The organism is Erysipelatoclostridium sp. MSK.23.31 (genome assembly GCF_019125875.1).
Classification (GTDB): Bacteria; Bacillota_I; Bacilli_A; order Erysipelotrichales; family Coprobacillaceae; genus Thomasclavelia; species Thomasclavelia ramosa.
On sequence record NZ_JAHOCB010000043.1, the window covers coordinates 1 to 25,322 of the forward strand.

The 25,322-nt window shown below is 30.6% G+C and carries 35 protein-coding genes and 1 pseudogene; 7 read left to right on the plus strand and 29 right to left on the minus strand.

Annotated features, from left to right (window positions below; all coding sequences use genetic code 11):
* Positions 1-28: 28 nt before the first annotated feature.
* The 20 genes from KSU54_RS15155 to KSU54_RS15250 form a co-directional block, all read right to left on the minus strand.
* Entirely contained in the window at positions 29-481 is a 453-nt protein-coding gene (locus KSU54_RS15155; RefSeq protein WP_217746665.1) for a hypothetical protein, read from the minus strand.
* 170 nt (positions 482-651) lie between these two features.
* Positions 652-975 (minus strand): VRR-NUC domain-containing protein, encoded by a 324-nt coding sequence (locus KSU54_RS15160; RefSeq protein ID WP_117561843.1) that lies wholly within the window; start codon positions 973-975, stop codon positions 652-654.
* Positions 976-1,077: 102 nt separating this feature from the next.
* Complete coding sequence (locus KSU54_RS15165; protein ID WP_117561845.1) at positions 1,078-1,266, minus strand: hypothetical protein; 189 nt, start codon at positions 1,264-1,266, stop codon at positions 1,078-1,080.
* A gap of 1 nt (position 1,267) precedes the next feature.
* On the minus strand, positions 1,268-1,546 hold the full coding sequence (locus tag KSU54_RS15170; RefSeq protein WP_217746666.1) for a hypothetical protein: 279 nt from the start codon (positions 1,544-1,546) through the stop codon (positions 1,268-1,270).
* On the minus strand, positions 1,543-1,773 hold the full coding sequence (locus tag KSU54_RS15175; RefSeq protein ID WP_217746667.1) for a hypothetical protein: 231 nt from the start codon (positions 1,771-1,773) through the stop codon (positions 1,543-1,545). The genes KSU54_RS15170 and KSU54_RS15175 overlap by 4 nt, the downstream gene beginning before the upstream one ends.
* Complete coding sequence (locus tag KSU54_RS15180) at positions 1,760-2,023, minus strand: DUF5405 family protein (protein WP_217746668.1); 264 nt, start codon at positions 2,021-2,023, stop codon at positions 1,760-1,762. The genes KSU54_RS15175 and KSU54_RS15180 overlap by 14 nt, the downstream gene beginning before the upstream one ends.
* Entirely contained in the window at positions 2,020-2,403 is a 384-nt protein-coding gene (locus tag KSU54_RS15185) for a hypothetical protein (protein ID WP_217746669.1), read from the minus strand. Before KSU54_RS15185 ends, KSU54_RS15180 begins: the two co-directional genes overlap by 4 nt.
* Positions 2,404-2,504: 101 nt before the next feature.
* Positions 2,505-3,050: a hypothetical protein gene (locus KSU54_RS15190; protein ID WP_217746670.1), complete on the minus strand. Its 546-nt coding sequence runs from the start codon at positions 3,048-3,050 to the stop codon at positions 2,505-2,507.
* A complete protein-coding gene (locus KSU54_RS15195) occupies positions 3,047-3,727 on the minus strand; it encodes a DNA-methyltransferase (protein WP_217746671.1) in 681 nt (226 codons plus the stop codon). Before KSU54_RS15195 ends, KSU54_RS15190 begins: the two co-directional genes overlap by 4 nt.
* A gap of 88 nt (positions 3,728-3,815) precedes the next feature.
* Positions 3,816-5,156: a DEAD/DEAH box helicase gene (locus KSU54_RS15200; RefSeq protein WP_217746672.1), complete on the minus strand. Its 1,341-nt coding sequence runs from the start codon at positions 5,154-5,156 to the stop codon at positions 3,816-3,818.
* A 2-nt stretch (positions 5,157-5,158) separates the two neighbouring features.
* Positions 5,159-5,701, minus strand: coding sequence for a hypothetical protein (locus KSU54_RS15205; protein WP_117798530.1), 543 nt, complete (start codon positions 5,699-5,701; stop codon positions 5,159-5,161).
* Positions 5,702-5,715: 14 nt separating this feature from the next.
* Positions 5,716-6,201 carry a siphovirus Gp157 family protein gene (locus tag KSU54_RS15210; RefSeq protein WP_117798528.1) on the minus strand — a complete coding sequence of 162 codons (486 nt, stop codon included), beginning with the start codon at positions 6,199-6,201 and terminating at the stop codon, positions 5,716-5,718.
* Positions 6,201-6,842: an AAA family ATPase gene (locus KSU54_RS15215; RefSeq protein WP_117798526.1), complete on the minus strand. Its 642-nt coding sequence runs from the start codon at positions 6,840-6,842 to the stop codon at positions 6,201-6,203. The genes KSU54_RS15210 and KSU54_RS15215 overlap by 1 nt, the downstream gene beginning before the upstream one ends.
* Positions 6,833-6,985, minus strand: a complete 153-nt coding sequence (locus KSU54_RS15220; protein WP_158550382.1) for a hypothetical protein — start codon at positions 6,983-6,985, stop codon at positions 6,833-6,835. Before KSU54_RS15220 ends, KSU54_RS15215 begins: the two co-directional genes overlap by 10 nt.
* Position 6,986: 1 nt before the next feature.
* Positions 6,987-7,469: a hypothetical protein gene (locus KSU54_RS15225; protein WP_117798524.1), complete on the minus strand. Its 483-nt coding sequence runs from the start codon at positions 7,467-7,469 to the stop codon at positions 6,987-6,989.
* Between the two features lie 4 nt (positions 7,470-7,473).
* Positions 7,474-7,743: a 3D domain-containing protein gene (locus KSU54_RS19330; RefSeq protein WP_117798522.1), complete on the minus strand. Its 270-nt coding sequence runs from the start codon at positions 7,741-7,743 to the stop codon at positions 7,474-7,476.
* 12 nt (positions 7,744-7,755) lie between these two features.
* Entirely contained in the window at positions 7,756-7,932 is a 177-nt protein-coding gene (locus tag KSU54_RS15235; protein WP_158550384.1) for a hypothetical protein, read from the minus strand.
* Between the two features lie 246 nt (positions 7,933-8,178).
* Positions 8,179-8,469, minus strand: a complete 291-nt coding sequence (locus KSU54_RS15240; RefSeq protein WP_217746673.1) for a hypothetical protein — start codon at positions 8,467-8,469, stop codon at positions 8,179-8,181.
* A 16-nt stretch (positions 8,470-8,485) separates the two neighbouring features.
* Positions 8,486-9,175: a BRO family protein gene (locus KSU54_RS15245; RefSeq protein WP_217746674.1), complete on the minus strand. Its 690-nt coding sequence runs from the start codon at positions 9,173-9,175 to the stop codon at positions 8,486-8,488.
* A gap of 58 nt (positions 9,176-9,233) precedes the next feature.
* A complete protein-coding gene (locus tag KSU54_RS15250; RefSeq protein WP_217746675.1) occupies positions 9,234-9,440 on the minus strand; it encodes a helix-turn-helix domain-containing protein in 207 nt (68 codons plus the stop codon).
* Between the two features lie 166 nt (positions 9,441-9,606).
* Between KSU54_RS15250 and KSU54_RS15255 the strand changes: the two genes are divergently transcribed.
* The 6 genes and pseudogenes from KSU54_RS15255 (at position 9,607) to KSU54_RS15280 (ending at position 15,232) form a co-directional block, all read left to right on the plus strand.
* Entirely contained in the window at positions 9,607-10,293 is a 687-nt protein-coding gene (locus KSU54_RS15255; RefSeq protein WP_217746676.1) for a LexA family protein, read from the plus strand.
* A 14-nt stretch (positions 10,294-10,307) separates the two neighbouring features.
* Positions 10,308-11,441 (plus strand): hypothetical protein, encoded by a 1,134-nt coding sequence (locus KSU54_RS15260; RefSeq protein ID WP_217746677.1) that lies wholly within the window; start codon positions 10,308-10,310, stop codon positions 11,439-11,441.
* A 134-nt stretch (positions 11,442-11,575) separates the two neighbouring features.
* Positions 11,576-12,763 carry a tyrosine-type recombinase/integrase gene (locus tag KSU54_RS15265; RefSeq protein ID WP_217746678.1) on the plus strand — a complete coding sequence of 396 codons (1,188 nt, stop codon included), beginning with the start codon at positions 11,576-11,578 and terminating at the stop codon, positions 12,761-12,763.
* Positions 12,764-12,965: 202 nt separating this feature from the next.
* The gene (locus KSU54_RS15270; protein WP_003539203.1) at positions 12,966-14,348 is read left to right on the plus strand and encodes a 6-phospho-beta-glucosidase; all 1,383 of its coding nucleotides are present in this window, start codon (positions 12,966-12,968) and stop codon (positions 14,346-14,348) included.
* Between the two features lie 380 nt (positions 14,349-14,728).
* Positions 14,729-14,896: pseudogene (locus tag KSU54_RS19525) on the plus strand (helix-turn-helix domain-containing protein); the annotation flags it as partial.
* 51 nt (positions 14,897-14,947) lie between these two features.
* Positions 14,948-15,232, plus strand: coding sequence for an integrase core domain-containing protein (locus tag KSU54_RS15280; RefSeq protein ID WP_003539204.1), 285 nt, complete (start codon positions 14,948-14,950; stop codon positions 15,230-15,232).
* Between the two features lie 102 nt (positions 15,233-15,334).
* Here the strand turns inward: KSU54_RS15280 and KSU54_RS15285 are convergent, their stop codons facing one another.
* The 6 genes from KSU54_RS15285 to KSU54_RS15310 form a co-directional block, all read right to left on the minus strand.
* Positions 15,335-15,889: an accessory gene regulator B family protein gene (locus tag KSU54_RS15285; protein WP_003539206.1), complete on the minus strand. Its 555-nt coding sequence runs from the start codon at positions 15,887-15,889 to the stop codon at positions 15,335-15,337.
* 376 nt (positions 15,890-16,265) lie between these two features.
* Positions 16,266-17,528 (minus strand): sensor histidine kinase, encoded by a 1,263-nt coding sequence (locus tag KSU54_RS15290; RefSeq protein ID WP_003539208.1) that lies wholly within the window; start codon positions 17,526-17,528, stop codon positions 16,266-16,268.
* Complete coding sequence (locus KSU54_RS15295; protein WP_003539209.1) at positions 17,528-18,211, minus strand: LytR/AlgR family response regulator transcription factor; 684 nt, start codon at positions 18,209-18,211, stop codon at positions 17,528-17,530. Before KSU54_RS15295 ends, KSU54_RS15290 begins: the two co-directional genes overlap by 1 nt.
* Positions 18,212-18,273: 62 nt before the next feature.
* A complete protein-coding gene (locus KSU54_RS15300) occupies positions 18,274-18,957 on the minus strand; it encodes a GntR family transcriptional regulator (RefSeq protein WP_003539210.1) in 684 nt (227 codons plus the stop codon).
* A gap of 3 nt (positions 18,958-18,960) precedes the next feature.
* Positions 18,961-19,956, minus strand: coding sequence for an isocitrate/isopropylmalate dehydrogenase family protein (locus tag KSU54_RS15305; protein ID WP_003539212.1), 996 nt, complete (start codon positions 19,954-19,956; stop codon positions 18,961-18,963).
* Positions 19,956-21,881: an aconitate hydratase gene (locus tag KSU54_RS15310; protein WP_003539214.1), complete on the minus strand. Its 1,926-nt coding sequence runs from the start codon at positions 21,879-21,881 to the stop codon at positions 19,956-19,958. Before KSU54_RS15310 ends, KSU54_RS15305 begins: the two co-directional genes overlap by 1 nt.
* 279 nt (positions 21,882-22,160) lie before the next feature.
* Here KSU54_RS15310 and abc-f point away from each other — a divergent pair, with 279 nt between their 5' ends.
* On the plus strand, positions 22,161-24,014 hold the full coding sequence (gene abc-f / locus KSU54_RS15315; protein WP_117792498.1) for a ribosomal protection-like ABC-F family protein: 1,854 nt from the start codon (positions 22,161-22,163) through the stop codon (positions 24,012-24,014).
* Between the two features lie 7 nt (positions 24,015-24,021).
* On the opposite strand, the gene KSU54_RS15320 is transcribed toward abc-f, so the two are convergent.
* From KSU54_RS15320 to KSU54_RS15330, 3 genes are all read right to left on the minus strand, one after another.
* A complete protein-coding gene (locus tag KSU54_RS15320) occupies positions 24,022-24,246 on the minus strand; it encodes a DUF3850 domain-containing protein (protein WP_003539216.1) in 225 nt (74 codons plus the stop codon).
* A gap of 13 nt (positions 24,247-24,259) precedes the next feature.
* Positions 24,260-24,481 carry a hypothetical protein gene (locus KSU54_RS15325; RefSeq protein ID WP_003539217.1) on the minus strand — a complete coding sequence of 74 codons (222 nt, stop codon included), beginning with the start codon at positions 24,479-24,481 and terminating at the stop codon, positions 24,260-24,262.
* Between the two features lie 261 nt (positions 24,482-24,742).
* Positions 24,743-24,889, minus strand: coding sequence for a hypothetical protein (locus KSU54_RS15330; protein ID WP_003539218.1), 147 nt, complete (start codon positions 24,887-24,889; stop codon positions 24,743-24,745).
* Positions 24,890-25,322 lie beyond the last annotated feature (433 nt).

Consider the following 25,322-nt stretch of genomic DNA (forward strand, 5'->3'; position numbering starts at 1 on the left):
TTCTATATATGCTTTAAATTTTATTTCTCTATTCATCTTCCACTACCTCACAATTACTTAATATTTTATCGATGTTATAAGGTTCTTCATCTTCCCGTTTAACAAATTTAAACAATTCATCAAACACAATCATAAATTCGCCATTGTAACCCCAAGAAATTGTTCCTTTCAATGTTGGTATATTTGTATACAGATACACACAGCCGTCATTGTCCCTTGCAATAAAGTTATATTCATTTTCCTTAGCAAACTTTAAATATTCATATTCAAATTTTGATAATTTAACAGGTTTTTTATATTCTTCTAATAAGTCCAGCAACGACCGTCTTAAACATTCTGAACATACTAATCCACTGCAATTGTGTTTGTTAACACTGGAATTTGTCGTAATTCGATGTAACCAGCAAGAGAGAATCTCATCAGCATTAACATCTGTATCAAAATTTTTAATCTTTTCTTTAATCTTTTCTATCCTTAACATTATTTTTGTTCTCCTTAAATTTATTGTTCCAATACCTTTTATTATTAAGATAGTTAGACATACAGCTGTAGCTACAGAATGTATAATTGCCCCTTCTATAAGCCCATTCTTTCATGTAGATGCTTACGTATGTCTTACCACATATAGGACATTTTCTTTCTTCAATACGATTAATTTTTCCCGACATATGTATTATAAATTTGTACAGCTTGCTCGACTGATCTAACTACAAACACAAGATGTCCTAACTTGCGTAACTCCTCGTGGAATTTGTCTTGAGCATTTCGAGTTTTACCAGTCTTAGTTTTAATTTCATACCATAATGTCATCCCATTGGGGCATATAATCATTAAATCAGGAGTTCCTACTATGCCTATTTTTATAGGTGTCATATTGTTTGTGTAAAAATTTCCTACTTGCATTCTGTAAGGAATAGCACCTAATTGAGACATAGAAACTTCAATCTTATTTTGTATAACTGTTTCAGGATTCATCGGTTACCTCTTTTTTTACTTTTTATTCTTCTGCTTCTAGGTGTAATATAGAATGCACTTTGCTTATAAAATTTATTAAATTTATAATTATTCATAGCTTTCTTAACACTCACTCTTCCTAACATTTACATCACCTTTTTCAAAATCAACACGTACCGTTTTAGCGTATCTAATTTTCTCGATGGCACTAGAATGGCAATGTTCACATATCCAGTAGTTATCTTTATTACCCTTGAAATTAAAATCTATATCGTCTAAACGCATTTCTTCTCCACAGTATTTACATTTCATTCTATAGCTCCTCTAATTTAGTTATTTCTTCATCTAGCCATTGTTCAATAGTATCTGTTATCCTATCGTGCAAGTCTTTTGGCAAAATTATACTCGTACTCTCTATACAACCTCTCGTTTCCCTACCTATTCCAATCATACGTTTAGTTTTAAAAATCCTAATGGAATACCTACCGAGATATGGACCGTGATATTTTTTTCCGCACCACTTCATTAAATCTTTAATAGGTTTTATCTTGTCTAACCGTTCTTTGTATTCTTCATATTGTTTTTCTGTCATTTTCTAACAACCTCATATTCATTGCCATTCAATTCTTCTTTAAGCAATAGTGGGAATCCCAGAATTCTGGGAACATAGTTATTTGCTATCATTTTGTAAGATTGAATCATTTTAATATATGAATACATAGCACGTGAAACATAGATAATATATTCACCCTCCTTACCAAGTAATGAATCATAAATTTCATCAACCATATTTTCATAAATACGTCTATTGATTTTCATGCTTTCTTACCTCTGATAGAATTTCATCCTTTATAGCGGATATATGGCTAATTATTTCATTAACACACTCTAAATCGTGCGTTCTTATTTCTCGGTTTATAAGTCCTAGGGTTAAATCATCAAGTGATTTATAAAAACTAATTGGTTGTAAATATTCTTCGTTTGTTTTTTTATTAAATAATATTTTATTTAATATATAGCAGTGTGTGTCTGAAGTGATTATGTAATTATCATTTATTTTTAATTTCATAATTTTAACTCCTTGTTTCGTACCGAATAACAGCATTTTAGCCGTAACCCGTGATTGACTGCTTTTAACACAGTCGTATAATATACGCCGTACTTTTCCGCAATATCTCTAGTTGTTCCTTCATAAACAATATTATTTCTATCGTCTAACACTTGTAGTGTCTTTGTTCTTGTTGGAGCATCATAACCATAGTAGTCCAAAAAATTACGATAGCTTTTGAACTTTTTTTCAACAGTTTTTATATCTCCGCCCAACAGAATAAACTCTTTCTTTGTAGGCGAACGGTAATAACTGTTTAAAAACTCGTCAACAATATTAATATCTTTCATTGTATGGATCACCTCTATTTCCAATTGCATCAAATAAACTTTCTTGCTCATATCTCTTACTAAATTTATTGCAGTGCTTTTTAGTAGGTTGAATTTCCAACCTACTAATCGTACACTTATTTTTTATATTGTGTTTACAGCACTTGCATATGTTATTCATCAGGACTCCACTCCAATCCCAGAACAATATAAGTCGTAGTTTTAAGAAATGGATACTGCTGTTCATAATAGTTTTTAATCAAAAAGTTATTACCATCATCACTTAGTTTAAGTATAGAGTTATCAAATAGAGTTATTAAATCTAAATCGTCATCAGTAACTAAAGCTGAATTCATAATCTCATGGATCATGTAACTGTCTTTTTTATTTATGTAACATAATTCTTTCGCGTTTACTGCCTTGCTTAAAATTCGACTGTTTAAATTACCGATGCAATCATTCTCTTTCGTAAGCAGATATCCAGTTTTAATGCCCTTGTAAATCTTGTATTCACCATCTTCACAATCAATAACGGTACTGTCTAAAATATCGTTTTCAGCTTCATACAAGATACCTACATCAAAGTTATAAAAAAACAATGTATTGTTTTTCTTATATAATCGATAATAGTCCCCGTTTTGTTTTGCTAATTTGCTCATTAATTCCACTACTTCATATAAACGACCATCCGTTTTTAAAATATTTAATTTCTCTTTCATAATTTTATTTTCTCTAGCCTTTCTTTTGATATGTTGAAATATTTTTCTTCAAGTTCAATGCCAATGAATTTTCTATTTGTTAGTAAACAAGCTTCTCCAGTAGAACCACTACCCATAAATGGATCTAAAACAGAATCATTTTCATTGGTACTATTAACAATAAAATTTTTTAAAATATCCACAGGTTTACAAGTTGGATGCCTATATAATTTTTTATCCTTTTGATTCAACGGTGTTTCATAGTGCGTTTTTTTTGTGTCAAAAGAGCCATAAATTTTTACACCTTTTTCTCTAAAAAACAAAATATATTCAGTATCCGTTAGATATTTATTTCCACACGCTGGAACAGGATTTGTTTTATGCCAAGTTAATAAATTCCAATTTATTTGTCTTTTGTATAGAATGTGATCTATATTGTTTTTATTCTTTAAAAAATAATCTAATAATTTATGTATTTGCTTTTGACTGCAAAAAATATATATATTTACTTTTTTTAAAATTCGAATCATTTCATCTAAAATTTCTTCATTATATCCATTTTTAATAAAATTCAGCTCTTTAACATACTGCTTATCTTTATGTGTATACAGTCCTCCCCCACTTGTTACAATTTCATAGGGTGGATCTGTAACTATCAAATCAATTGATTTATCGGGAATTTTTTTCATTAATTCCATACAATCACCTTGTCTTATTAAATAATTATCTTTCATTTATAATATGGAGTAACTCGAGTTTTATGTGCGCACAACTCTTACTCCTTTTCTATAATTTTATTCCTTTTCTTTTAGCAGTAACGAATATCCATCCGGGCTTATACCCTCGTTCTCTTGCTATTTTTATTAAATCTTCTTTTGTTTTAGCCATTCCGACTTCCATTCTTTGTTTTCTCTTATGTTCAGCTATAGCTATTTTTTCTTGTTCGCTAATTTTTCGTAAACGAACTTCTTCCATACACTGCAATTCACGACCCTTAACCTCAAACTCGTGTCCACAGTAAGGACATTTATTTGCAGTTTTAAAAATCCTGAAACAGTTAGGACAGTTTCTGATTGTAAAACTACCATCATCATTATTTGTTTTATGTTTACGTTTAACACCCTCCAAAGTCCATTCTCTATTCTCATCGGGAAGACCATGTCTTTGATAATTACCAACACAGTCAATAATAACTGCTTTTTTTCCATTACCATCAGGGGTTAAAACTCTCATACTCTGCTGAATATATAATGCTAAACTCTGTGTAGGTCTTAGCAGCAGTCCTATAGATGCATTAGGCAGTGTAATACCCTCACTTATAATATTTGCATTACATAGAACTGTATAATAACCTGAACGATATAAATCCATTATTTTTTTACGTTCAGTTTTATTCATCGAACCATCAATATGTACAGCTTTTATACCAGCTGAGTTAAACTCTTCACATACTTTTTTAGAATGATTAACACCAGCACAGTAAGCAATCGCTTGTCTGCCATCGCCTAATTTTTTATAACTGTCTATCACATCACCATAAATTGCACTGTTAAACATAAGATCATTAAGTTGCTTACCGTTATAGTCACCACCTAATGTATCGATATCAGTTAAATCCAATGCTATGTCAGGAGCGTAATACTCAAAATCTGCTATAGCACCTTGTTTTATTAAATATTTAACTGATACACCATTAATCAATGTATCGTACAATGTCAATTTATCTCCATTTAATCTAGTAGGTGTTGCGCTAAAGCCAATTATTATACAACCATAAAACTCGGCTATTTTTTTATAACTGCTTGCTTCACTCAAGTGACATTCGTCTATCAAAATAACCGTAGGTTTTTCATGTTCCCCTAGGTGGTTTACTTCTGTAAATACACTTGCTAATCTACATTTATTTAACAACCCTAGACTATCAATCAGTTCTTTGTGCTGACTAAGGAGCTCATTTCTATGCGCTAGGATTAAACTATTGCCTTTGCAAGTTTCAACGAACTTAGCCATTACATAACTTTTACCACTACGGCAAGGTAACTGTATCAGGATACCTTTAGAACCTTTATTTATGGCTTTTATAGTATCCTGATAAACAGTTTCTTGATAATCTCTAAGCTGAATCATTGTTAAAATTGAATATCGTATAATTTCAAGTCGGGTGTAGCTGTACTGTTAAAAGGGTTGTTAGTGTTAGTTTCTAATAATTTCTTTTCCTTAATTTTAAAATCACCTTTTCGGATTTTATCTGCACTTCTTACTTCATCAACAATTAATCTTGTCTTAACCTTTCCAGCATTAGGACCTTGTTGTGGGATATATTCTTCTTCACGAAGTACAACACCGATGCGCTGTCCCTTTAACTTTTGTTCATTCCAGTCCCATTTAAATGTTGGATTTGATTCTTCAACCGCAGTAATAAATCCTTTAAAAAATGACTGTGCCTTTTCTTTGTACGATCTATAGAAAGAACCACCCCAGAAATTCATTGTTTTATACAGTTCAAGGTAATAATCCTTGAACTCCCCCTCAGCAATATCAAAACTAATTTTTAAACATTCTTTGACCGCATCATCCTCTACATTTTTGATTACAGCTACATATCCATTGGCTGGCAAACTTTCAAATTCTCCCGCTTCTTTAATTTCATTCCAGTTATTGATTTGTTTCATATTTATTTATCTCCTTACTTGATTTGTAAATTTTGTTTTTCTTCAACATGGGCATATAATGTCATATTGTTTTTTAAAAAATTCTTAGTTGCTTTTTTGTCAATTTTAAATTTAATTTCTTCTTTGACTAAATCAGTATCTTTGTACTTATTGACAAACTCAATTTCATCATCAATGACAACTGATGATGATTTAGTAAACCGCAATACACATTTAGGTGTTTCGATTTTCTTAATACCGTGTTCAAGCATATATTTTGCTAAGAACGCTTTTGTATTTTCATTTCTATTTTCAATCGCTTTAGCTCTATCCAATAGAACCTTAGCTTCTTCTTTTAATGCATTAACATCAACGTCATTGTTTTTTAACACTACCGCAATAGCTTCTAACTTATCATTTTCAGCTAACTGCAACTCTTGAAATCTTGCAATATCGGTAATCTCGCCAGTTTCTTCGTCTACAAGTGAATTAATCTCTTGATTAATTTCGTATAGTTTCATTAGCTCATAGCCTCCATTTCATAGTATTCTCTGATTGTTTTATCAACAATTTTTAAATCGTTTTCGATCTCGTCGCTGTCAAACATCTCCATTGGGGTCTTGACTGGATTCAAACCATCACTCCGAGTTAAAAATTTATAAACCCCATCGTCATTTTTAGCCATTATTACGATAGTGAATAAACCTTCCATTGTTAATTGACTATCAATCATTTTTCCTGATGTCTTAGCTTTTATATGCCCGTCTTCAGTTCTTTCAGTATGGTGTAATAAATATACAGTCACATCATCATTTAAACCTGATATAAAATCCAAAAGATTTTTAAATTCGACTGCAATATCTGTAAACTTTCCATAGCCCACTTCTTTAGCCTTATCAAACATTTGAAATGACATCAAATATTGGCTATCATCAATAACAAATGTTTTGCATTGATTTTGAAATTTGGACATTACTTGTTTTATTGCATCATACCTTTCACTACCATGATGTTTTCTTAAATCCAAACTGTTCAGTTTCTTTCTAAATGGCAATGCTTTTCCAGCAACATTCAATACCATTACCTCTGATTTCTCAAAATTTCTTAGGGAAGTTGATTTTCCACTTCCTGAACTTCCTAACACAAGTACCGCTAATCCCACTGTTTCATTTCCTCCTTAACATTTTTTATTTCTTCTCTTAATTCTCTTGATAAATCAAAATCCGCATTGTCCCAATGATCTTTCATTTCTAACTCAAAAAGCTGACGTTCAAGATTGAACAACTTTTCCTTTGATTCAGTCATATTAATCCTCCACAAGTTCGATGAATCTACAAGAAGTGGTATTATGAAGATGTTCTAAATTTTTAATTCCCATTCTCCATAAATCACCTTCATCATCGTAAATTTTCCCGTTTTTTGACTTATAGATTTTTCCTTTCGTCATATAAACTGATGATAAACTTTCTACACAAACAAGTTTCCCATTGTAATATTCAAGACCGCGTTCCCAGTCCCAAGCAAAAGGATAAGCAGAACGATTTTTAATCATTCCTAACGCTCTAAACGCATCGCCTGAATACTCAAAATGTTTAACTTTCATAATATCAAAATTTTGATGTTCCTTATGAAATAAATCATCATTGTATTCCCCGAAAGAAACATATCTTCCGTTCTTTATATCCATGAAAGCGACAACATTATCTTCAAAAATTCCATGTAACATAATTTTGACTTCACCATTTTTCAGCTCAACCACATCACATACTTTTAAATCTTCTTTTTTCATTTTTTTATTCCTCCAGTATATAAACTTCTTCGTATTTCCTATCAAATTTACTATGGTCGCTTACATATACATCAATTACCTTTCCTCTAAACGAACCGGTATCTTCAGCAGTGTAAATGTGACCGTCAATCATTATCTTTGAACCTAGGGGAATATAATTTGTATCTACCCCTACCGTTCTACCCTCTACATAATTTGTACCTGAACGGGTTAAATATCCCGTCCACTGTCCGTTACATTCATAACAGCTACAGTAGTTAGTAATTTTGTAAATACCTAGTGATCTTCAAGCGGGTATCTCTTGCAATCCATAAGCAGAAGCTTCTTGTACTTCAGTGGGATATACTTCTTTGAATTCAGCATCTACTCGTGTACATACGTTTCCAATAACGCTAACTACTAGACTTGCTATAATAAGAACCACTGCAAGTACTGTTAATATTCCACGACTTCTAAATCTCATTGTATTTTCTCCATTTTTGCGCTATAATTTTTATGTGTGTTGTGTGTCACCGATTGCAGTCGGTGACACTATTTTTATTATCGTATCTATTTCAATATTGAATTCTTTAGATACAATGTCAGCTGATATTACGCTCTGAGTATAATTGCAGTTATATTTTTCCTTTAACTTTCTAATAAGTTTGTATATGTAATCCTTAGAACGATTAGGAAAAAGCATTTTTAATTCGTTATAACCAAGCATTGCCTATTCCTCTTTGGAAATTACAATTTGTTGCCAGCATTCCAAAATCTTTTCTTGATATTTACAAATATCTTGCAATAACTCAACTATCGAATTGTTATGATATGTTTTTATTCCTAGTAAATCATAAATAGTTTGACGACTTAATCCCAATTCTTTCATGACTACATCAATAGGTAGCTCTGCTCCGTCATAGTTCAAGTTATACTTGTACTTAATTTCTCTTATCCGTGTATAAATGTATGTTTCTTTTCGACCGATAAATATTAATTTAAGTTGTTCTATGTCTAACATTTTTTTTATCCCTTTCTTAAAATTTAAAATCTTGTTGTTCATACCCTAAGACACCGATAATAGTCGCTCTTGATGGCTGCCAATCATTGATGAAATCTAAAATTTTGTAATAATCTTTCTTTAAAATTTGATTCCTATGTTTTACACCACCGACAAGTAATACTTCGTGATTAAATTCATTAAATAATTTTCTGCGCTGATTACCACGCACAATTAACCCTTCGTCTTTGATAACATTGTTAATACGTTTTTGTATTCTAGTACCAATCTCTGAATATTCATTTTGAGAAATCGTTTGTACCGATTCTAATTGAGTTACACGTGCTTCAATTTGTTCTGTTGCTTCAAACATTAGCCTTAATGCTTGCATTGGATCGTGCTGAATAGAATATGTACCAGTTCTCCTCAATGTTGGTAATACTTCTGATGTAACCCATTCAGTAAATTGTTCTGCTTGTGGTTTTCTTGATTGAAAAATAACTTTATATAGGTTACTTTCATTTATGTATGTTAGTTTTTGGATACCGCCTTTTGTAAGGGTGTCACTAGTAGTTACCCCCTTTGAATTTAATCTTTCAACTACTTTTCTACTGTTTGAAATTTCTAAGATTTTGCATACATCTTTTAAACAAAACCAAACTTCATCGTTTTGATTTTGCGTTCTTACTTTTAAACCTTTAAAATCAAATTCTTGTAATTCGTTCATACGTTACCTCCTTTGTGTTTTATTTGCCCCATATTATTCCGTCCTAAAATTGGTACGATTAGTTTAAAAAAATTTTTGCCTTCATTTTGTCATCAGTAATTTCTAAAACTCTACAAATTTCATTAACTTCTTGTGTCGAAGGAAAAGACTTATTATTCAACCATTTATTAATGGTTGTTGGAGATTTTCCAAGTAATTTTGCTAACTTTTTCTGCGTCATATTAGCATCAACAAAAATTTTCAACATTTCTTTTTTATCAATCATTTATCCTAGCTCCTTTCTTCCGTTTTAATTTTGGGACGATTAAATCATACAACAACACTAAAACAATGTCAACCCATTTATGGAACGAAATTTAATTATTATGTAATCATTCGTTGCAAAAATGGTACAAAATGTTATAATTTAAATATAACAAGGAGGTGGAAAAATGGAAAAAGAAATACGAGATAAAATTTTAAAAATAATGAATGAAAGAGATATTTCATACGGTGAATTAAGTAAACGCACTAATTTATCTAAATCAACCTTACAAAGGTATATGACAAAAGAAGATGCAAAAGTACCAATAGATAGATTAAATATTATTGCTAAAGGTTTAAACACAACTCCAGCATATCTAATGGGCTGGAATAATAAAATATATACCGAAACAGAACACATGGTTAATGACGCACAACTCATTTGCGAGGATGAAGTCATATACAGCGCAACAAACATTTCGTTTATTAAAGTACCATTGTATGGCGATATATCATGTGGCAATGGTGCATTTGTCGATGATAATATAGTCGACTACGTAGCTGTACCCAATGATAATTTAAATCCTAAAAGTGAATATTTCGCTCAACGTGCAAAAGGTGACAGCATGATAAATGCTGGAATTGATGACGGGGATATTATTGTGTTTGAGAAAGTAAGTACAATTGATGACAACAAAATAGGATGCTTTTGTATAGATGAAAGCATGGCTACTTGTAAACGTTTCAAACGTGGTTCATCGTATATACAGCTGATACCAGCCAATCAGAATTACGACCCTATTGTTGTAGATTTAGAAAACACTAATTTTAGAATTTTAGGGAAGCTAAGAAAAGTAATAAAAGAATTTGACTAAGGGAAAGAAATAAAATGAATAAAGAATTACAATTCAAAACATTCACAAGTGAAAACATTAATTCTGAAGCGATAAACGAGTTAAACAACATTTTTAATAAAGGTAAGATATATTTTTCTAAAGAAGAAATATGTTTTTGTTATTTTAGCAATAAACCGATAGTAATAACAAATGATAAAATATTTACATTATTCATCGATAACAAAAAAGAATTTGATTTTATTCAAATTCCATTATGTAGAGTATTAAAAACTTTTTGTAATTATAAAGGTGCAGTTGGGATGCCTTACATAGTTTTTGATTGTTCAATCGAAAAAAGAGAAATGCTCATTTCTTTAGACCCCTTAATAGAAGATAATACTTTGACAAGAATAAAAGATTTATTAGAAAAAAATGACAAACCATTTAATATTAATGAAAATATAATTTATAAACACATTGATTTAAATGATGAAAACAATAATTTCACCACATATGACGTGGATATGTTCATTAATGAAAAAATGCGAAAAAAAATTGGTTTTTTCAGTAATTCTAGATATATAAGAAAAATCACCTCTACTCATAAAGAATGGTTTACAAAAACAATAAGAGAGCGTATAGAAGAAAAAAAGGAAGTAACTACAATAAATATAGGGCAAGAAAAGAAATCTAATCTATTCATGGGAGTTGATATTGATGAACTTATAGCAAAACATACATGTGATGGTATATTTTTAAAAAATGGTTGTGCTAAAAAATTAGTTGAATTAACAGGCATAGATATTGATGATGCAAAGGAAATTCTAGAAAGCGCATTTGCTCCAATGGTTGATGACGAAGAGACAACTTCTATTAAAGCTTCTTTTGATCTAAATTCCTATGAGCCGGTTTCTTATACTTCTCCAACAATAAATAATACTGTTAGTAACTCTAAAGCCGAAAAACCATTATCAAAAAAGCAACGTATTAAACAAAACAAAAAAAATGGTATTGTTTGTTGTCCGAAATGTGGAAGTACCTCGATAACAACCACAAATAAGAAATTAAGTGTTAAGCGTGGTCTAGTCGGGTTAGCTATAAATCCGCTCGCTGGAGCTGTTGGTGCAGTCACAAGTAAAAAAATATACAACGTCTGTATGAATTGCGGACATAGATGGAAACCATAACCATCATAAAAAACCACCCCACTGCAATGGGATGGTTCACGAGGTACTGCAATACCTCTGAGCATAATAAAAGCTATCAACCGAAAGATATTTTTATTATGCTCCTATTATAACAAATAAAGGAGTAAAATGAAATGGTAAGATTAAAACGTAGACCAAATGGCTACGGTACTGTCAAAACCTTATCAGGCAGACGTAGCTGTCCTTATCTTCCTTGTGTGTCTTTTAACGGTGAGCAAAAACCACTAAATGCTTTTAGTGATCCTGATGATGCTTTTACAGCTCTTGAGATAGCTAAACTCAGGTATGATGATAAACTAAGCGCAAAAGAAGCAGAAAAACGTTACGGGGATATTTATAAACAGATCTCAAATAAATTAGAATTATATATTTTCCAAAGCAATCCCATAAATACTGTCAAACCAAAAACTACAATATCTATTTCTAAATCAATTCCAACATTCAAGGAAATCTATGATATTTTAGACGAAGAAGAATTTTCTAAACTGAAATCTAGAGGTCAAAAGCGTAGCTGGTTTAATAACTTTGATTCTATTCATGAACTACCTATATGTGATATAGAATTTGATGATATGCAATTCGTTCTTGATGAATTAAAAGAACGAGGAAGAAAAAGCGGTACCTTAGCTCATATGAAAGTAATATGTAAACAGATTTTTGAATATGCAGTAATACGTAAATACGTTAAACCTAATGAAGATTTTTCAAGCTATCTTAAAATCAAAACAGATAACGAAACGGATAGTAAACACCATCCATTTACTATTGAAGAAATAAGAAAACTATTCAAACACAATACTAGAGAATCTAAAATTGTATTAATCTACATTTTCACCGGAACACGTCCTATCGAATTATTTAAATTAACAAGGGAAAATATTTATATAGATGTAAAATGTAATGATGACGGAAATGAAAAGATAATTTCATACATAAATACTGGTAGTAAAACTGAAGCTGGAAGAAATAGGAACATTCCTATTCATGATTTGATAAAACCCTTCATATTGGAATTAATTAATGAAAACAATATGTATCTGTTTATGAATGACAGTAACAATCAGTATATTGAATTCAGAAAAAATATTTTTAATAACTTAATGGAACAATTAAACTTCACACATACTCCATACGATACTCGTCATACATTTAATACTCTTGCTAAATTATATAATATGGATGATTTTTCAAGAAAAAGAATCGTAGGTCATAAATCCAAAGATATTACTGATGATGTATATACTCATACAATTTTAAATAAACTGTTTGATGAAGTGCAAAAAATTAAGTTAGAAAAATAATTAGTAACAAATATGAAAAAAATAATTTTTTACTGTTACTAGTTTGTTACTAATATATATTATTTATAGTATAAATACGTACGAAAAATGTCAAATTTCGTACGTATTTTATATTTTTTCTTTCAAGTCTTGAAAAAACAAAACATTTATTTGAATAAACGTGTATGCTTTATGTGTAAAATAAATATACGGAGGAAATAAGATGGAAAAGAAACCTGTAAAAATTGTAACAATTGGTGGAGGTAGTAGTTATACTCCTGAATTAATGGAAGGATTTATTAAAAGATATGATGAACTTCCAATCAAAGAAATTTGGTTAGTAGATATTGAAGCTGGTAAAGAAAAACTAGAAATCGTTGGTGCTATGGCACAACGTATGTGGGACGCTTCTCCTTACGATGTTAAAGTACATTTAACTTTAGATCGTCGTGAAGCTTTAAAAGATGCTGATTTCGTTACTACTCAATTCAGAGTTGGTTTATTAAACGCTCGTATTAAAGATGAAAGAATTCCATTCTCTTATGGTATGTTAGGACAAGAAACAAATGGAGCTGGAGGAATCTTCAAGGCATTTAGAACAATTCCTGTAATCCTTAGCATTGTTGAAGACATGAAAGAATTATGTCCAAATGCATGGTTAGTAAACTTCACAAATCCTAGTGGTATGGTTACTGAGGCAGTTATGAAATATGGTAAATGGGATCGTGTAATTGGTTTATGTAACGTACCAGTTGGGGCTATGATGGCTGAACCAGAAACAATCGGAACAACTTTAGATAAATTAATTTATAAATTTGCTGGATTAAACCATTTCCACTGGCACCGCGTTTTTGATTTAGACGGTACAGATGTAACTGGAAAAATCATTGATGCAATGTATGAAGGTAAAGATTCTGGTATTCCTGCAAATATTCATGATATCCCATTCTTTAAAGAACAATTAAAACAAATGAATTTAATTCCTTGTGGATATCATAGATATTACTATCGTCAACAAGAAATGTTAGCTCATGGGCTTGAAGAATATAATGGAATTGGAACTCGTGGACAACAAGTAAAACAAACTGAAGCAGAATTATTTGAATTATATAAAGATCCAAATTTAAATTACAAACCTGAACAATTAACTAAACGTGGTGGTACTCACTATTCAGATGCTGCATGTGAAACTATCGCATCAATCTATGCTAATAAAAATACTCACCTTGTTGTAACTACTAAAAACAATGGTGCTGTACCTGATCTTCCTGCTGATTGTGCTGTAGAAGTATCTGCTCATATCGGTTCAGCTGGAGCTTTAGCTATCGCTTTTGGACCATTAGAACCTGCTCAACGTGGTTGGTTACAATGCATGAAAAATATGGAATTATGTGTTGAAGAAGCTGCTGTAACTGGTGATTATGGATTAGCTTTACAAGCATTTATCTTAAATCCACAAATTCCTTCTGGTGAAAATGCTAAACGTGTTTTAGATGAATTATTAATTGCTCATAAAAAACACTTACCACAATTTGCTGATAAGATCGCTGAATTAGAAGCAGCTGGTGTTACAGTAAAAGATGAAATCGCTAGAGATTTAGACTAAATAAAAAATTCGTGAATTTGATATGATCTCTCTAAAATAGACAACTTAAATAAAGTTGTCCATGAAAAGAGGGATCTTTTCTTATGGCACGTAATATACAATAAAAAAAGATACAAGCAGTTTTAGAGTATAAGAACAGAATTAAAGAAATAAAACAAATAATAATTCAAGAGCATTTAAATAGTAAAGATTCTTTGAGAGATTTAAGCAATAAATACAATACTCATTCTTCTTCATCTTTATGAAGTTGGGCTACCAGTTATAATAGTCACTAAAAATTAACAGATTATGATCCTAAAGGAGATGTCTACATGACCAAATCAAAAAAAGCAACATTAGAAGAAATAATTAAAATTGTATAATATTATTTAGATTATGAGAAAGAATATAAATCAGCAGCTGAACTTTTTGAGGTTTCTTACTCACAAGTATATCAATGGGTAAAGAAATATTTAGAATTAGGTGAAGAAGGTCTAAAAGACAGTAGAGGTAAGCGCAAAGAGGAATCACAATTAAATGAGTTAGAAAAATTACAATATGAAAACGAACGTTTAAAACACCAATCTGAACTTAAAGAAAAAAATATTATCTTAAAAAAGTTGAAGGAAGCTAATATTACTCAAAGTATGTCAAGAGTTGGAAAATGTATCGATAACGGTTCTGCTAAAAGATTTTGGAGAATTATTAAAAGTGAGATGTATTATCTTAACAAATTTAATTCTTTCAATGAATTAAAAAAAGCAATTGAAACTCATATTGACTTCTACAATAACGAAAGATTTAATAATAAGGTACCAATGAAAGTACGTTTAGAAGCTCTAAATGGTACTGAAAATCCAGCACAATATCCTACCAATAATTCATTAAATTACGCAATGGTATAATAAAAGATGCTTTACCAAATGGAAAAGCATCTTTTATTTTGTTATTTCTTATTTCTTGTTGGTTTGTACATCCCACCCGGTGAATAATTATCTGCATATTTTTTAGATACTTTTTTCACTAATGAAACTACTTTTTTCTTTATAGCCATGTTTTTTCACCTCCATACTTACACCTGTAAAAAATAAAGTAAAACCAATTATCATGCTTAGTCGTGGTTCTATAGGATAAATTAATCCAATCACAGCCAGACATCCCCAAAAAATTAATTTACTTATTTTCACATTCCGTGCTTCATGATTTTCTTGCCACATAAATGCTTTAGCAGCAATAAGTATTGCCATAATTAGAAGATAGCTATTTTCAAAATCCGCAAAATAGAGCGTACCAAGATATAACAAAGTCGTTAAAAACATACAGCGATAAAAACTATCAGCATGATAACCGTCTACAAATGTCCGTAATCCAACTAATGCAATAATAAATATTATTGTTTCTAGTACCATATTTCTAAAAATGCCGATTGCTAACAACAAAAAAAATAAAATCATTTGAGTCAAAATGAGTTCAATACCAAATCTTACTTCATCAATTTCATCCTCAGTCACATTATCAACATCTAATAAAAATATGCTTATTTTTTCACAAAAACGTTTCATATCTATCCTCCATGTCCATTATACTATTAAATCTTCCTAAAAATATTTTCAATGTACTAACCGGTCCTATTTTGTTATTAAATACTTCTAAAAAAATTAAAACTTTGTGCCGGACAATAGCACAAAGCTTTAAAAAAAGAGATTAGATTATTAATTCAAACTTCTATCCAATAGACGTTTGTGAGAAATAGCTATAAATATTACTTGCGGCCATGTAGTAATATTATAACTTGGAGATTATGTATAGAAAGACAATACTTTTTATTTTATTATTATTACATCTCTCCCATAATCTATTATACTACACAACTTAACAGCTTGCGGTTTTATCCTTTTTTTCTACACTAACGGTCAATATTATGACATAAACGGCTTTTTAATTATCAACATTCAGTAAAATATCGCAATGCACCTTGTTATTTTCATAGAAATATTCCATTGTTCCATGATAGGTTTCTACAACCTCTTTAATGATTATTAATCCTTTTCCATGATCTCTTCCTTTTTTACTTTCATAATTAAGAGGTCTATTAGTCGAATTTATTATGCTGATCAAAAGCATATTGCCTTTACTAAAAATTTTGATTTCAACTATCTTCTCCGCTGTTTTTAAAGCAGCTTCAGTAGCATTATCTATCAGATTAAATAATAGAGAACATAATTTGTCTTGAGCAATATTAACATTGCGATCAATCACTGCATCTACAACATAATTAACTTCATCGTTATTGCGAATCTTCGCATTTAAACAAGCATCTACAAAAATATTTCCCGTACGTATCAATTTAACTGGAGCATTTAAATCTTCTTTAATTGCTTTTAAATATTGGTTAGCGACTGATTCTGTTTCGACTACTTCTTCTAGGACTTGTAAATGATTATTAATGTCATGCTTAAACTTATAAAGACGTTCTTGTTCTTTTTCTAATTCACTAATATGACGGCGAGTTGTAGCATATGAATAATTTGCTAACTCTAACTCCTTATTACGTAAATACATACGGGAAGAATTGATGATATAATTATTTACCAAAATCATTTGAACACCTGCTAAGATCAATATAAAAAAGATATAAATATCCCCCTGTTCAACTGATAATACGTTTAAAATCAGTACAATAATCACTTCAACAATATTGATCAAACAAAACGAATATAAAAATTTTTTAGGTAACTGATGTTCCACAAAATCACGTTTTTGAACCGCATATTTGCATATCAATGCTGATGATATATAGTTTCCTAAAGGAAAAACAACTCGCATACTCCCCCATACGATATCCAAATATGTATTGTCAAAAATTTCTAGCGCCACTGCAATCATAACTGAGCCGACAATAATTTGAATTGAATAATAAATTGTAGTGATAAACAAATTATTAAGCCTAAATCTCTTAACCAATACCCCACAATAAATAAAATCCAAACTAATACACATTAAATTACCAATTACATATAACCAGCCATTATGTGGTGAAGTATACGTAACAATATTCAAAACAAACGTATAACTTAATATAACCATAATATTTCTAAGCATGTTTTCTTTACGAATATATGGATAGGTTAATGAAATAACATAACTTAAAGCAACAACATATATCAATGTATATAAATACTCAATAAAAAAATTAATCATCACTCTTTGATCTCCTGCATTAAAAGATTAAATACATCTTTTTTTCTTCTTCTACTAATTTCTAGCGATTCATCAATACCTTTTAATTTTAAAATATATCCATTCATCGAAACAACCATATTAATATTGATTATCTGACTTTTATTTATTTGGACAAAATTATCTGGTAAATACTGATTAACTTCTTCAAGCGTCATATAAGGAATATAGAAATTATTATCATTAGTATAAAAATGTAAGTATCTTTTTACTGATTCGATATAAATAATATTTCTACTTCGAAAATGAAAAATCTCTCCCTTTTTCTTGATCCAGATATCATCATTTTGTTGTCTACGATTTATCGCTTTAAGCAAGGTTGGCGTTAACTTTGTTTCTAATTCTGATTTAAGTAAATATCCTGCTACATTAATATCAAACGCCTCCTGCATTTTATTTTCATAATTAGTTATGTATATTATGATCGTATTTTGTTTCAATAATTTTTTTGCTACCTGTATTCCACTCATTGTTGGCATATCGATATCTAATAAAAGAATATCAAAGTTTTTACCACAATTAAAAAACTCTTCAACATCTTGAAAAAGTTCAACTGTATATGGTTCCTTAATTCTAGCCTCCTCTACATACCCTCTGATTCTAAGTAGCATTGACCGCTCATCATCTAGTATACCTATTTTCATCTTTACACCTCATTTATTTATTATACTTGATAAAACCTTTTTTGACTAATTAAAAAAGGCCCTTAGGCCTTATCCTGTTGCTTTTTTTCATAGTAATTTCTTACCAGCACTTGTGTTTTACGAATATGATTTTGAATTTTTTCTTTAGCTAAATCCTTATCACGAGCTAAAATTGCCTCATAAATTTCTCGATGCTCCTGTGCTGCTGAAATTAAACGATCCGGTTGACGAATTGAATGCCTTGAAGTTACATGAATATAATAATTAATATCTGTTAATAATTGCTCAAAATACTTTGATTGGGTACAACGATAAATAGCCTCATGAAAAGCAATATTAATTTCATTAAACTTCTCTTGATCACCTTTTTCAGCATAAAATTCCATTAAATCATACACTTCTTTTATCTTTTCAAGTTCCTCATCATTAATTCGCTCAATTGCTAATTGGATTGCTAGCCCTTCTAAAGCATAACGAATTTCCAACATATCATCGATATCACGATGAGAAAACCCTAGTACATAAACTCCTTTATTAGGAATACTTTTAACCAAACCTTCTAATTCCAACTGTTTTAGAGCCTCACGAATTGGAGTTCTAGAAATATTCAACTCTTTAGACAAAGCAACTTCATTTAATTTTTGTCCTTGAGTATATTCCTCATTTAAGATTTTATCACGCAAAACGGTGAAAATTTTATTTCCAAGCGACCCATGTCCGGTATTTTCTAATAAATTCTTTGTCATTGTTTAACCTAACTTTCTGATGATGGCTGCGGTGAACTCGTCTGTTGAAGCACTACCCCCAATATCAGGTGTTACAATAGTTCCTTCTTCAACTACAGCTGCTAAAGCCTCACGCAATTTATTAGCATCATCTAATTTCCCTAATGCCTCTAACATTAATGCAAATGCTAATAATAATGCACTCGGATTAGCGATACCCTTACCAGCAATATCTGGTGCACTTCCATGAACAGCTTCATAAATTCTAAATTCATCACCAATATTCCCACTTGGTGCAAATCCTAGACCGCCAACTAATCCAGCACATAAATCAGAAACAATATCACCATATAAATTTGGTGCAACTAAAACATCAAAAGTTTCTGGACGAATTACTAATTGCATACACATGTTATCAACAATAACCTCTTGTGGCTCAATATCTGGATAATCTTTAGCCACATCTCTAAACGCTTCTAAAAATAATCCATCTGTATATTTCATAATATTCGCTTTATGAACTGCTGTTACTTTTTTACGTCTATTGTTCTTAGCATATTCAAAAGCATAACGACAAATCTTTTCACTCGCTTCACGAGTAATTAATTTAATTCCATTTGCCATATTTGGATTGATCATATACTCAATCCCTTTATATAAATCTTCGGTATTTTCACGAATCATAACCAGATCAATGTCTTCATAACGAGAATTGATTCCTTTAAATGATTTGATTGGACGAACATTAGCATAAGTTGCAAACTGTTGTCGCAAGGCAACATTGACACTTCTAAATCCCGTTCCAATCGGCGTTGCTGTCGGACCTTTTAAAGCCCATTTATATTCTTTAATAGCATCAACAAGTCCTGGTTCAAAAACTTCTTTCGTTGTAGCTGCATATTCAGCACCAGCCTGATATTCCACCCATTCAATGTCAAGCTTCATCGCTTTAGTGATATCAACGACACTCTTTGATATTTCTTTTCCAATTCCATCACCAGGGATTAAAACAGCTTTCATTAAAATTCACCTCCCAATTCTTTAATTGCATTTAATAAACCACCGTAATTAATCATTACTTTTTCACGAGGTGATAATGTTAATTCAGCCTCGATTGAATCATTAGTAGTTTCATTAATTACTTTTACTTTACCATTATGTTCAACAACATCTTTGATATTAACGATTTTATAACTATCTTGGTCATTGAAGAAATCTTGGTCTTTAGCTTCAATAACTAAAGGTAAAATACCATTATTAATTAAATTGGAACGATGAATTCTCGCAAATGATACTGCAAAGATTGCTTTAATCTTTAAATAGTTTGGTACTAAAGCCGCATGTTCACGGGAACTTCCTTGACCATAATTATCACCACCAACGATGAATCCCCCATTATTAGCAATTGCACGATCATAGAATTCAGGATCTACTTTACTGAATGAAAATTTTGCTAAATGTGGCACATTTGAACGATATGGCAATAATTTGCTATCTGAAGGAACAATATGATCTGTCGAAATATTATCACCAACTTTTAAAACAACTTTTCCACTAATTTCATCTGTAATTTTTTCTCCACGTGGAACCGGTTTAATATTAGGTCCCATATATACTTCATTATTTTCGTCATATTCATCAATGAAGAAATTTCCATTTTTAATAAATGGGGTATTTGGCACCTCTTCTAAATACATATCATCTTCAAATTCTTCTGACATGTACCCTTTAATTGCGCTCAATGCCGCAATTTCCGGTGATACTAAGTATACGCTTGCATCATTTGTTCCTGAACGTCCCTTGAAATTACGATTAATCGTTCTTAATGAAATCCCTTTTGAGAGCGGTGCTTGACCCATTCCAATACATGGTCCACAACCACATTCAAGAATCCTTGCTCCAGCTTGAACCATATCAGCTAATGCTCCATTTTGTGAAAGCATCGCAAGAATTGAACTTGATCCTGGCGCAATAACTAAAGAAACATGATCCGCAACTTTGCGTCCTTTTAAAATCTTAGCTGCCTTCATCATGTCAGCAAAAGATGAGTTAGTACAACTTCCTATCACAACTTGATTTACTTTCATTCCTTCAAGTTCTTTTACTGGTACTACCGCATCTGGACTATGAGGCTTAGCAGTCATTGGCACTAATGCACTTAAATCAACATCTAATTCTTGATCATATGTAGCATCTTCATCAGCTTTCATTTCAATGTAATCATCTACTCGCCCTTGTTGTGCTAAATATTCTTTTGTTCTTTCATCGGTCGGGAAAACTGATGTAGTGGCTCCCAATTCAGCCCCCATATTACAAATCGTAGCACGATCAGTCAATGATAATGAAGCAACTCCATCTCCCGTATATTCAATAATCTTATTAACGCCACCCTTAACCGTTAATTGCTGAAGAATATATAAAATAATGTCTTTTGCACTTACCCATGGTGCTTTTTTTCCAGTCAAATTAACTTTAACAACACTAGGACATTGTAAGTAATATTTACCTGTTGCCATCGCTACTGCGACATCTAATCCCCCTGCCCCAATAGCAATCATACCCATTGCTCCACAAGTTGGTGTATGTGAATCTGATCCAACTAGAGTCTTTCCTGGTTTTGAGAAGTTTTCTAATTGTAATTGATGACAAACTCCATTACCTGGTTTTGAAAAAACAATCCCATGCTTTTTAGCCACACTGCGGATAAATTCATGATCATCCATATTTTCAAATCCTGTTTGTAACATGTTGTGATCAATATATGCCACTGCTTTCTCTACTGCAACATGTTTAATATTCATTGCTTCTAGTTGAAGATAAGCCATTGTCCCTGTTGAATCTTGTGTTAGTGTTTGATCAATTTGAATTCCAATTTGTTCTCCTGGAACAAGATTTCCATCTTTAAGTTTACTACTTAAAATTTTGTATGCTAAATTCATACCCATCACGATATACCCCCATTATTCTTATATTGCATACAATTATACAAAAAAACAATCTTGATTACAACCCTTTGGAGCAAATTTTACCACAAGATGTACTAAAAATAAAACACTTTAATAAAAATCTATTATTTACTTGATTTAATCGAGTAATTTTTAATTACACTTTTTTAATAATAAATTTGTGAATTCCTAAAATAAAATATCTACTTTTCTTCTTAAAACAAAAGCCTTACTATAAATATCAATGAAAATATGTTAGAATACATTGGGTGATAAAATATGTTAATAGAATGTTCAAATATAACAAAATCATTTCAAGGGATTCCCTTATTAAAAGATATAACCTTTAAAATTGATGATCATGATAAAGTCGCAATTATCGGAGTTAATGGTGCTGGTAAAACTACTATTCTAAAAATTATTGCGGGCGAAGAAAACTATGATAGCGGTGACCTTTTTTGTAATAAAGAATTAACACTAGGTTATTTAAAACAACAGCATGACTTAGCGATGGATAAAACAGTTTACGATGTTGGCCTTGATGTTTTTGCACCATTGATCACAATTGAAAATAGACTACGTCAATTAGAGAATGAAATGACAACTGATCATAGTGAACGTATTTTAAATGAATATGATCGTCTAACTCAATCATTTCATGATAAAGATGGATATAGTTATCCCAGTAAATTAACCGGCGTTTTAAAGGGACTGGGCTTTAGCGAAGAAGAATTCAATTTAAAAGTTTCAATGCTATCTGGTGGTCAAAAAACACGTTTAGCTCTTGCTAAAATGCTGCTTCAAAAACCAAAGCTATTGTTACTTGACGAACCTACTAACCATTTAGATAATAGTGCTATTAATTTCTTAGAAGGATATTTAAAAAATTATCCTCATGCAATCATCACAGTCAGCCATGATCGTTACTTTATTGATCAAGTTTCTAATAAAATTGTAGAAGTCGAAAATGGAAAATCCAAAAGCTATAAATGTAAATATAACGAATATTCAATTTTAAAGAAAAAGCAAAGAGCTGTTGATTTAAAACATTATTTAAATCAACAAAAAGAAATTAAAAGAATTCAAGAGAGTATCGATACACTAAAATCATATAACCGTGAAAAACAAGTTAAACGAGCCGAATCTAAAGAAAAGCAGTTAGCTAAAATTGAACGTATTGACAAGCCTGAGAACTTGCCAGATACAATCACGATTAATTTTAAACCAAAACGTGAGTCCGGTTTTGATGTTTTAAAAATAGAGAACCTAGCTGTTAAATTTGATGAAATTTTATTTAAAAACATTGATATCGATATAAAAAAACAAGAGCGTATTGCTCTTGTCGGGGATAACGGTGTGGGTAAAACAACTCTTTTTAAAACTATCCTCGATCAGCTAAATGCTTATCAAGGTAAAATTAAATTTGGTAGTAAAGTAGACCTTGCTTACTATGATCAAGAACATAGCACACTAGCAATGGATAAAACTATTTTTAATGAAATTAGTGATAATTTTCCTAAGATGACTAATACTGAGATTCGCAACAGTCTTGCCTTATTTAACTTCAAAGGCGATGATGTTTTTAAAGAAATCTCTTTACTTTCTGGTGGTGAAAAAGGACGTGTTGTACTTACTGAAATATTATTAAAACAAGCAAATCTTTTAATTTTAGACGAACCAACCAACCACTTAGACATTGCTTCTAAAGAAGTTCTTGAAGATGCCTTAAACCAATTTGAAGGAACAATCTTCTTTATTAGCCATGACCGCTATTTCATTAATAAAGTAGCAACTCGTGTGATCGAATTAACGAGCACAAAAGCCATCAGTTACGATGGTAATTACGATACTTATTTAAATCATAAAAGCGTTGCTAAGCCGCTCAAAAAAGAAAATGTTGATTATCTTGATATGAAACAGCAAAATGCTCTTTATCGTAAACAGCAAAATAAAATAAAAAAGATAGAAACTAATATTTCTATACTAGAAACCAAGATCAACACTTTAACTGAACAGCTTCATAGTGAAGAAGTTCTAAATGATTATCAGAAATATAATCAGATCAATGATGAAATTTCCGAATTAGAAAATCAGTTAAATACTTTAATGGAAGAATGGGAAGCCCTGCAATAAGGGCTTTTTATATTCTTTTAACTCCAAGAATACAATAATTTTCATCTACACCTGAGCCTTCACAATCAACATACTCAACTTTTACTACACAACTGATATTTGTTTTTCCTAGTTTTCGTAAAGAAACACAATCCCCCTGCTCAATTCCCTCTTCTTTACAAACAACTAAATGGTTAATCACACCGTTACAGATTTTATCAAAATATTGGCTGTCAACCTGTAAACTACACATACTAAAACTCCTTTCAAATCTTTAAATATTGTTTATAGTGATCAGATCCATCAATTTCTTCAATTCGTATCTCAATCGTTTTTTCTAAATCCTCTACAATTGTTTTTTCATTAACCAGATTTTTTTGACTAATCCAAGACTGATATAGTGGATAAATTATAAATCTTAATGTTAAAGCAATTGATAACAATCCGAAATCTATTGATACACCTAATATTAATGGTTTAAGTAACATTCAACCATACCTCCTAGTATTGCCATTCACTCATGCTTTGATACTATCTAAATCACAATAACTAACACATATATATGCTCTAAATAATTTATTATGTCAGTTAAATAAAACATTACTACTATACTTAACCATATATTGCATTACTTTTTTGTCTAATCTAGTGGAAATAAAAATACTTTAATTCTTCAATCCAAATATTTAAATAAAAAAAGAGCAAAATAATTAAATATCCTGCTCTTTTCTATTAACCGTTTAGTAATTTTATTTAATCGATTTCTTTACCAGATCCAGCTCTTTGCTAATTTCCAATAATTCCTTAATTGCAATTTCTAGATTTTGTCTTGGGTGCTCTTCTAAGGACTTCTTAGTCGTACTAATTCTCTCGGCTATGTTTTCTAAACTTTCCATGTTAATTCTCCCTTTTTCTTTATTCTACCATTTTACTATACTCTATCATGCCATATTTTTGCAGACCATATCAGACTATGATAAATTAAAAAAATGTCCAATTTAAGCTACATTAATTTAAATTAATAATAACTTTCTTGCTCTCCATGATAATATACTTTTGATAAAGAAATATACAAAAATCTCTTACGATTACAATTATAACAAATTCATCACATTAGTCCAAGATAAAAAAATTTTTCTCTAGTTTATAAAATAAAGCAATTATTAGAATAAAATGCATATTTTTCATTTTTAAAGGTTATATTTAGCCAATATGTATTACCCTTACACTTAGTAAATCTTTATTACTTTAAGGTATAATAAAGCCGTAAAAACAAGGAGGAAATAAAATGTTACACAAAAAACTAAAACCATTCCCAAGTGATTTTTT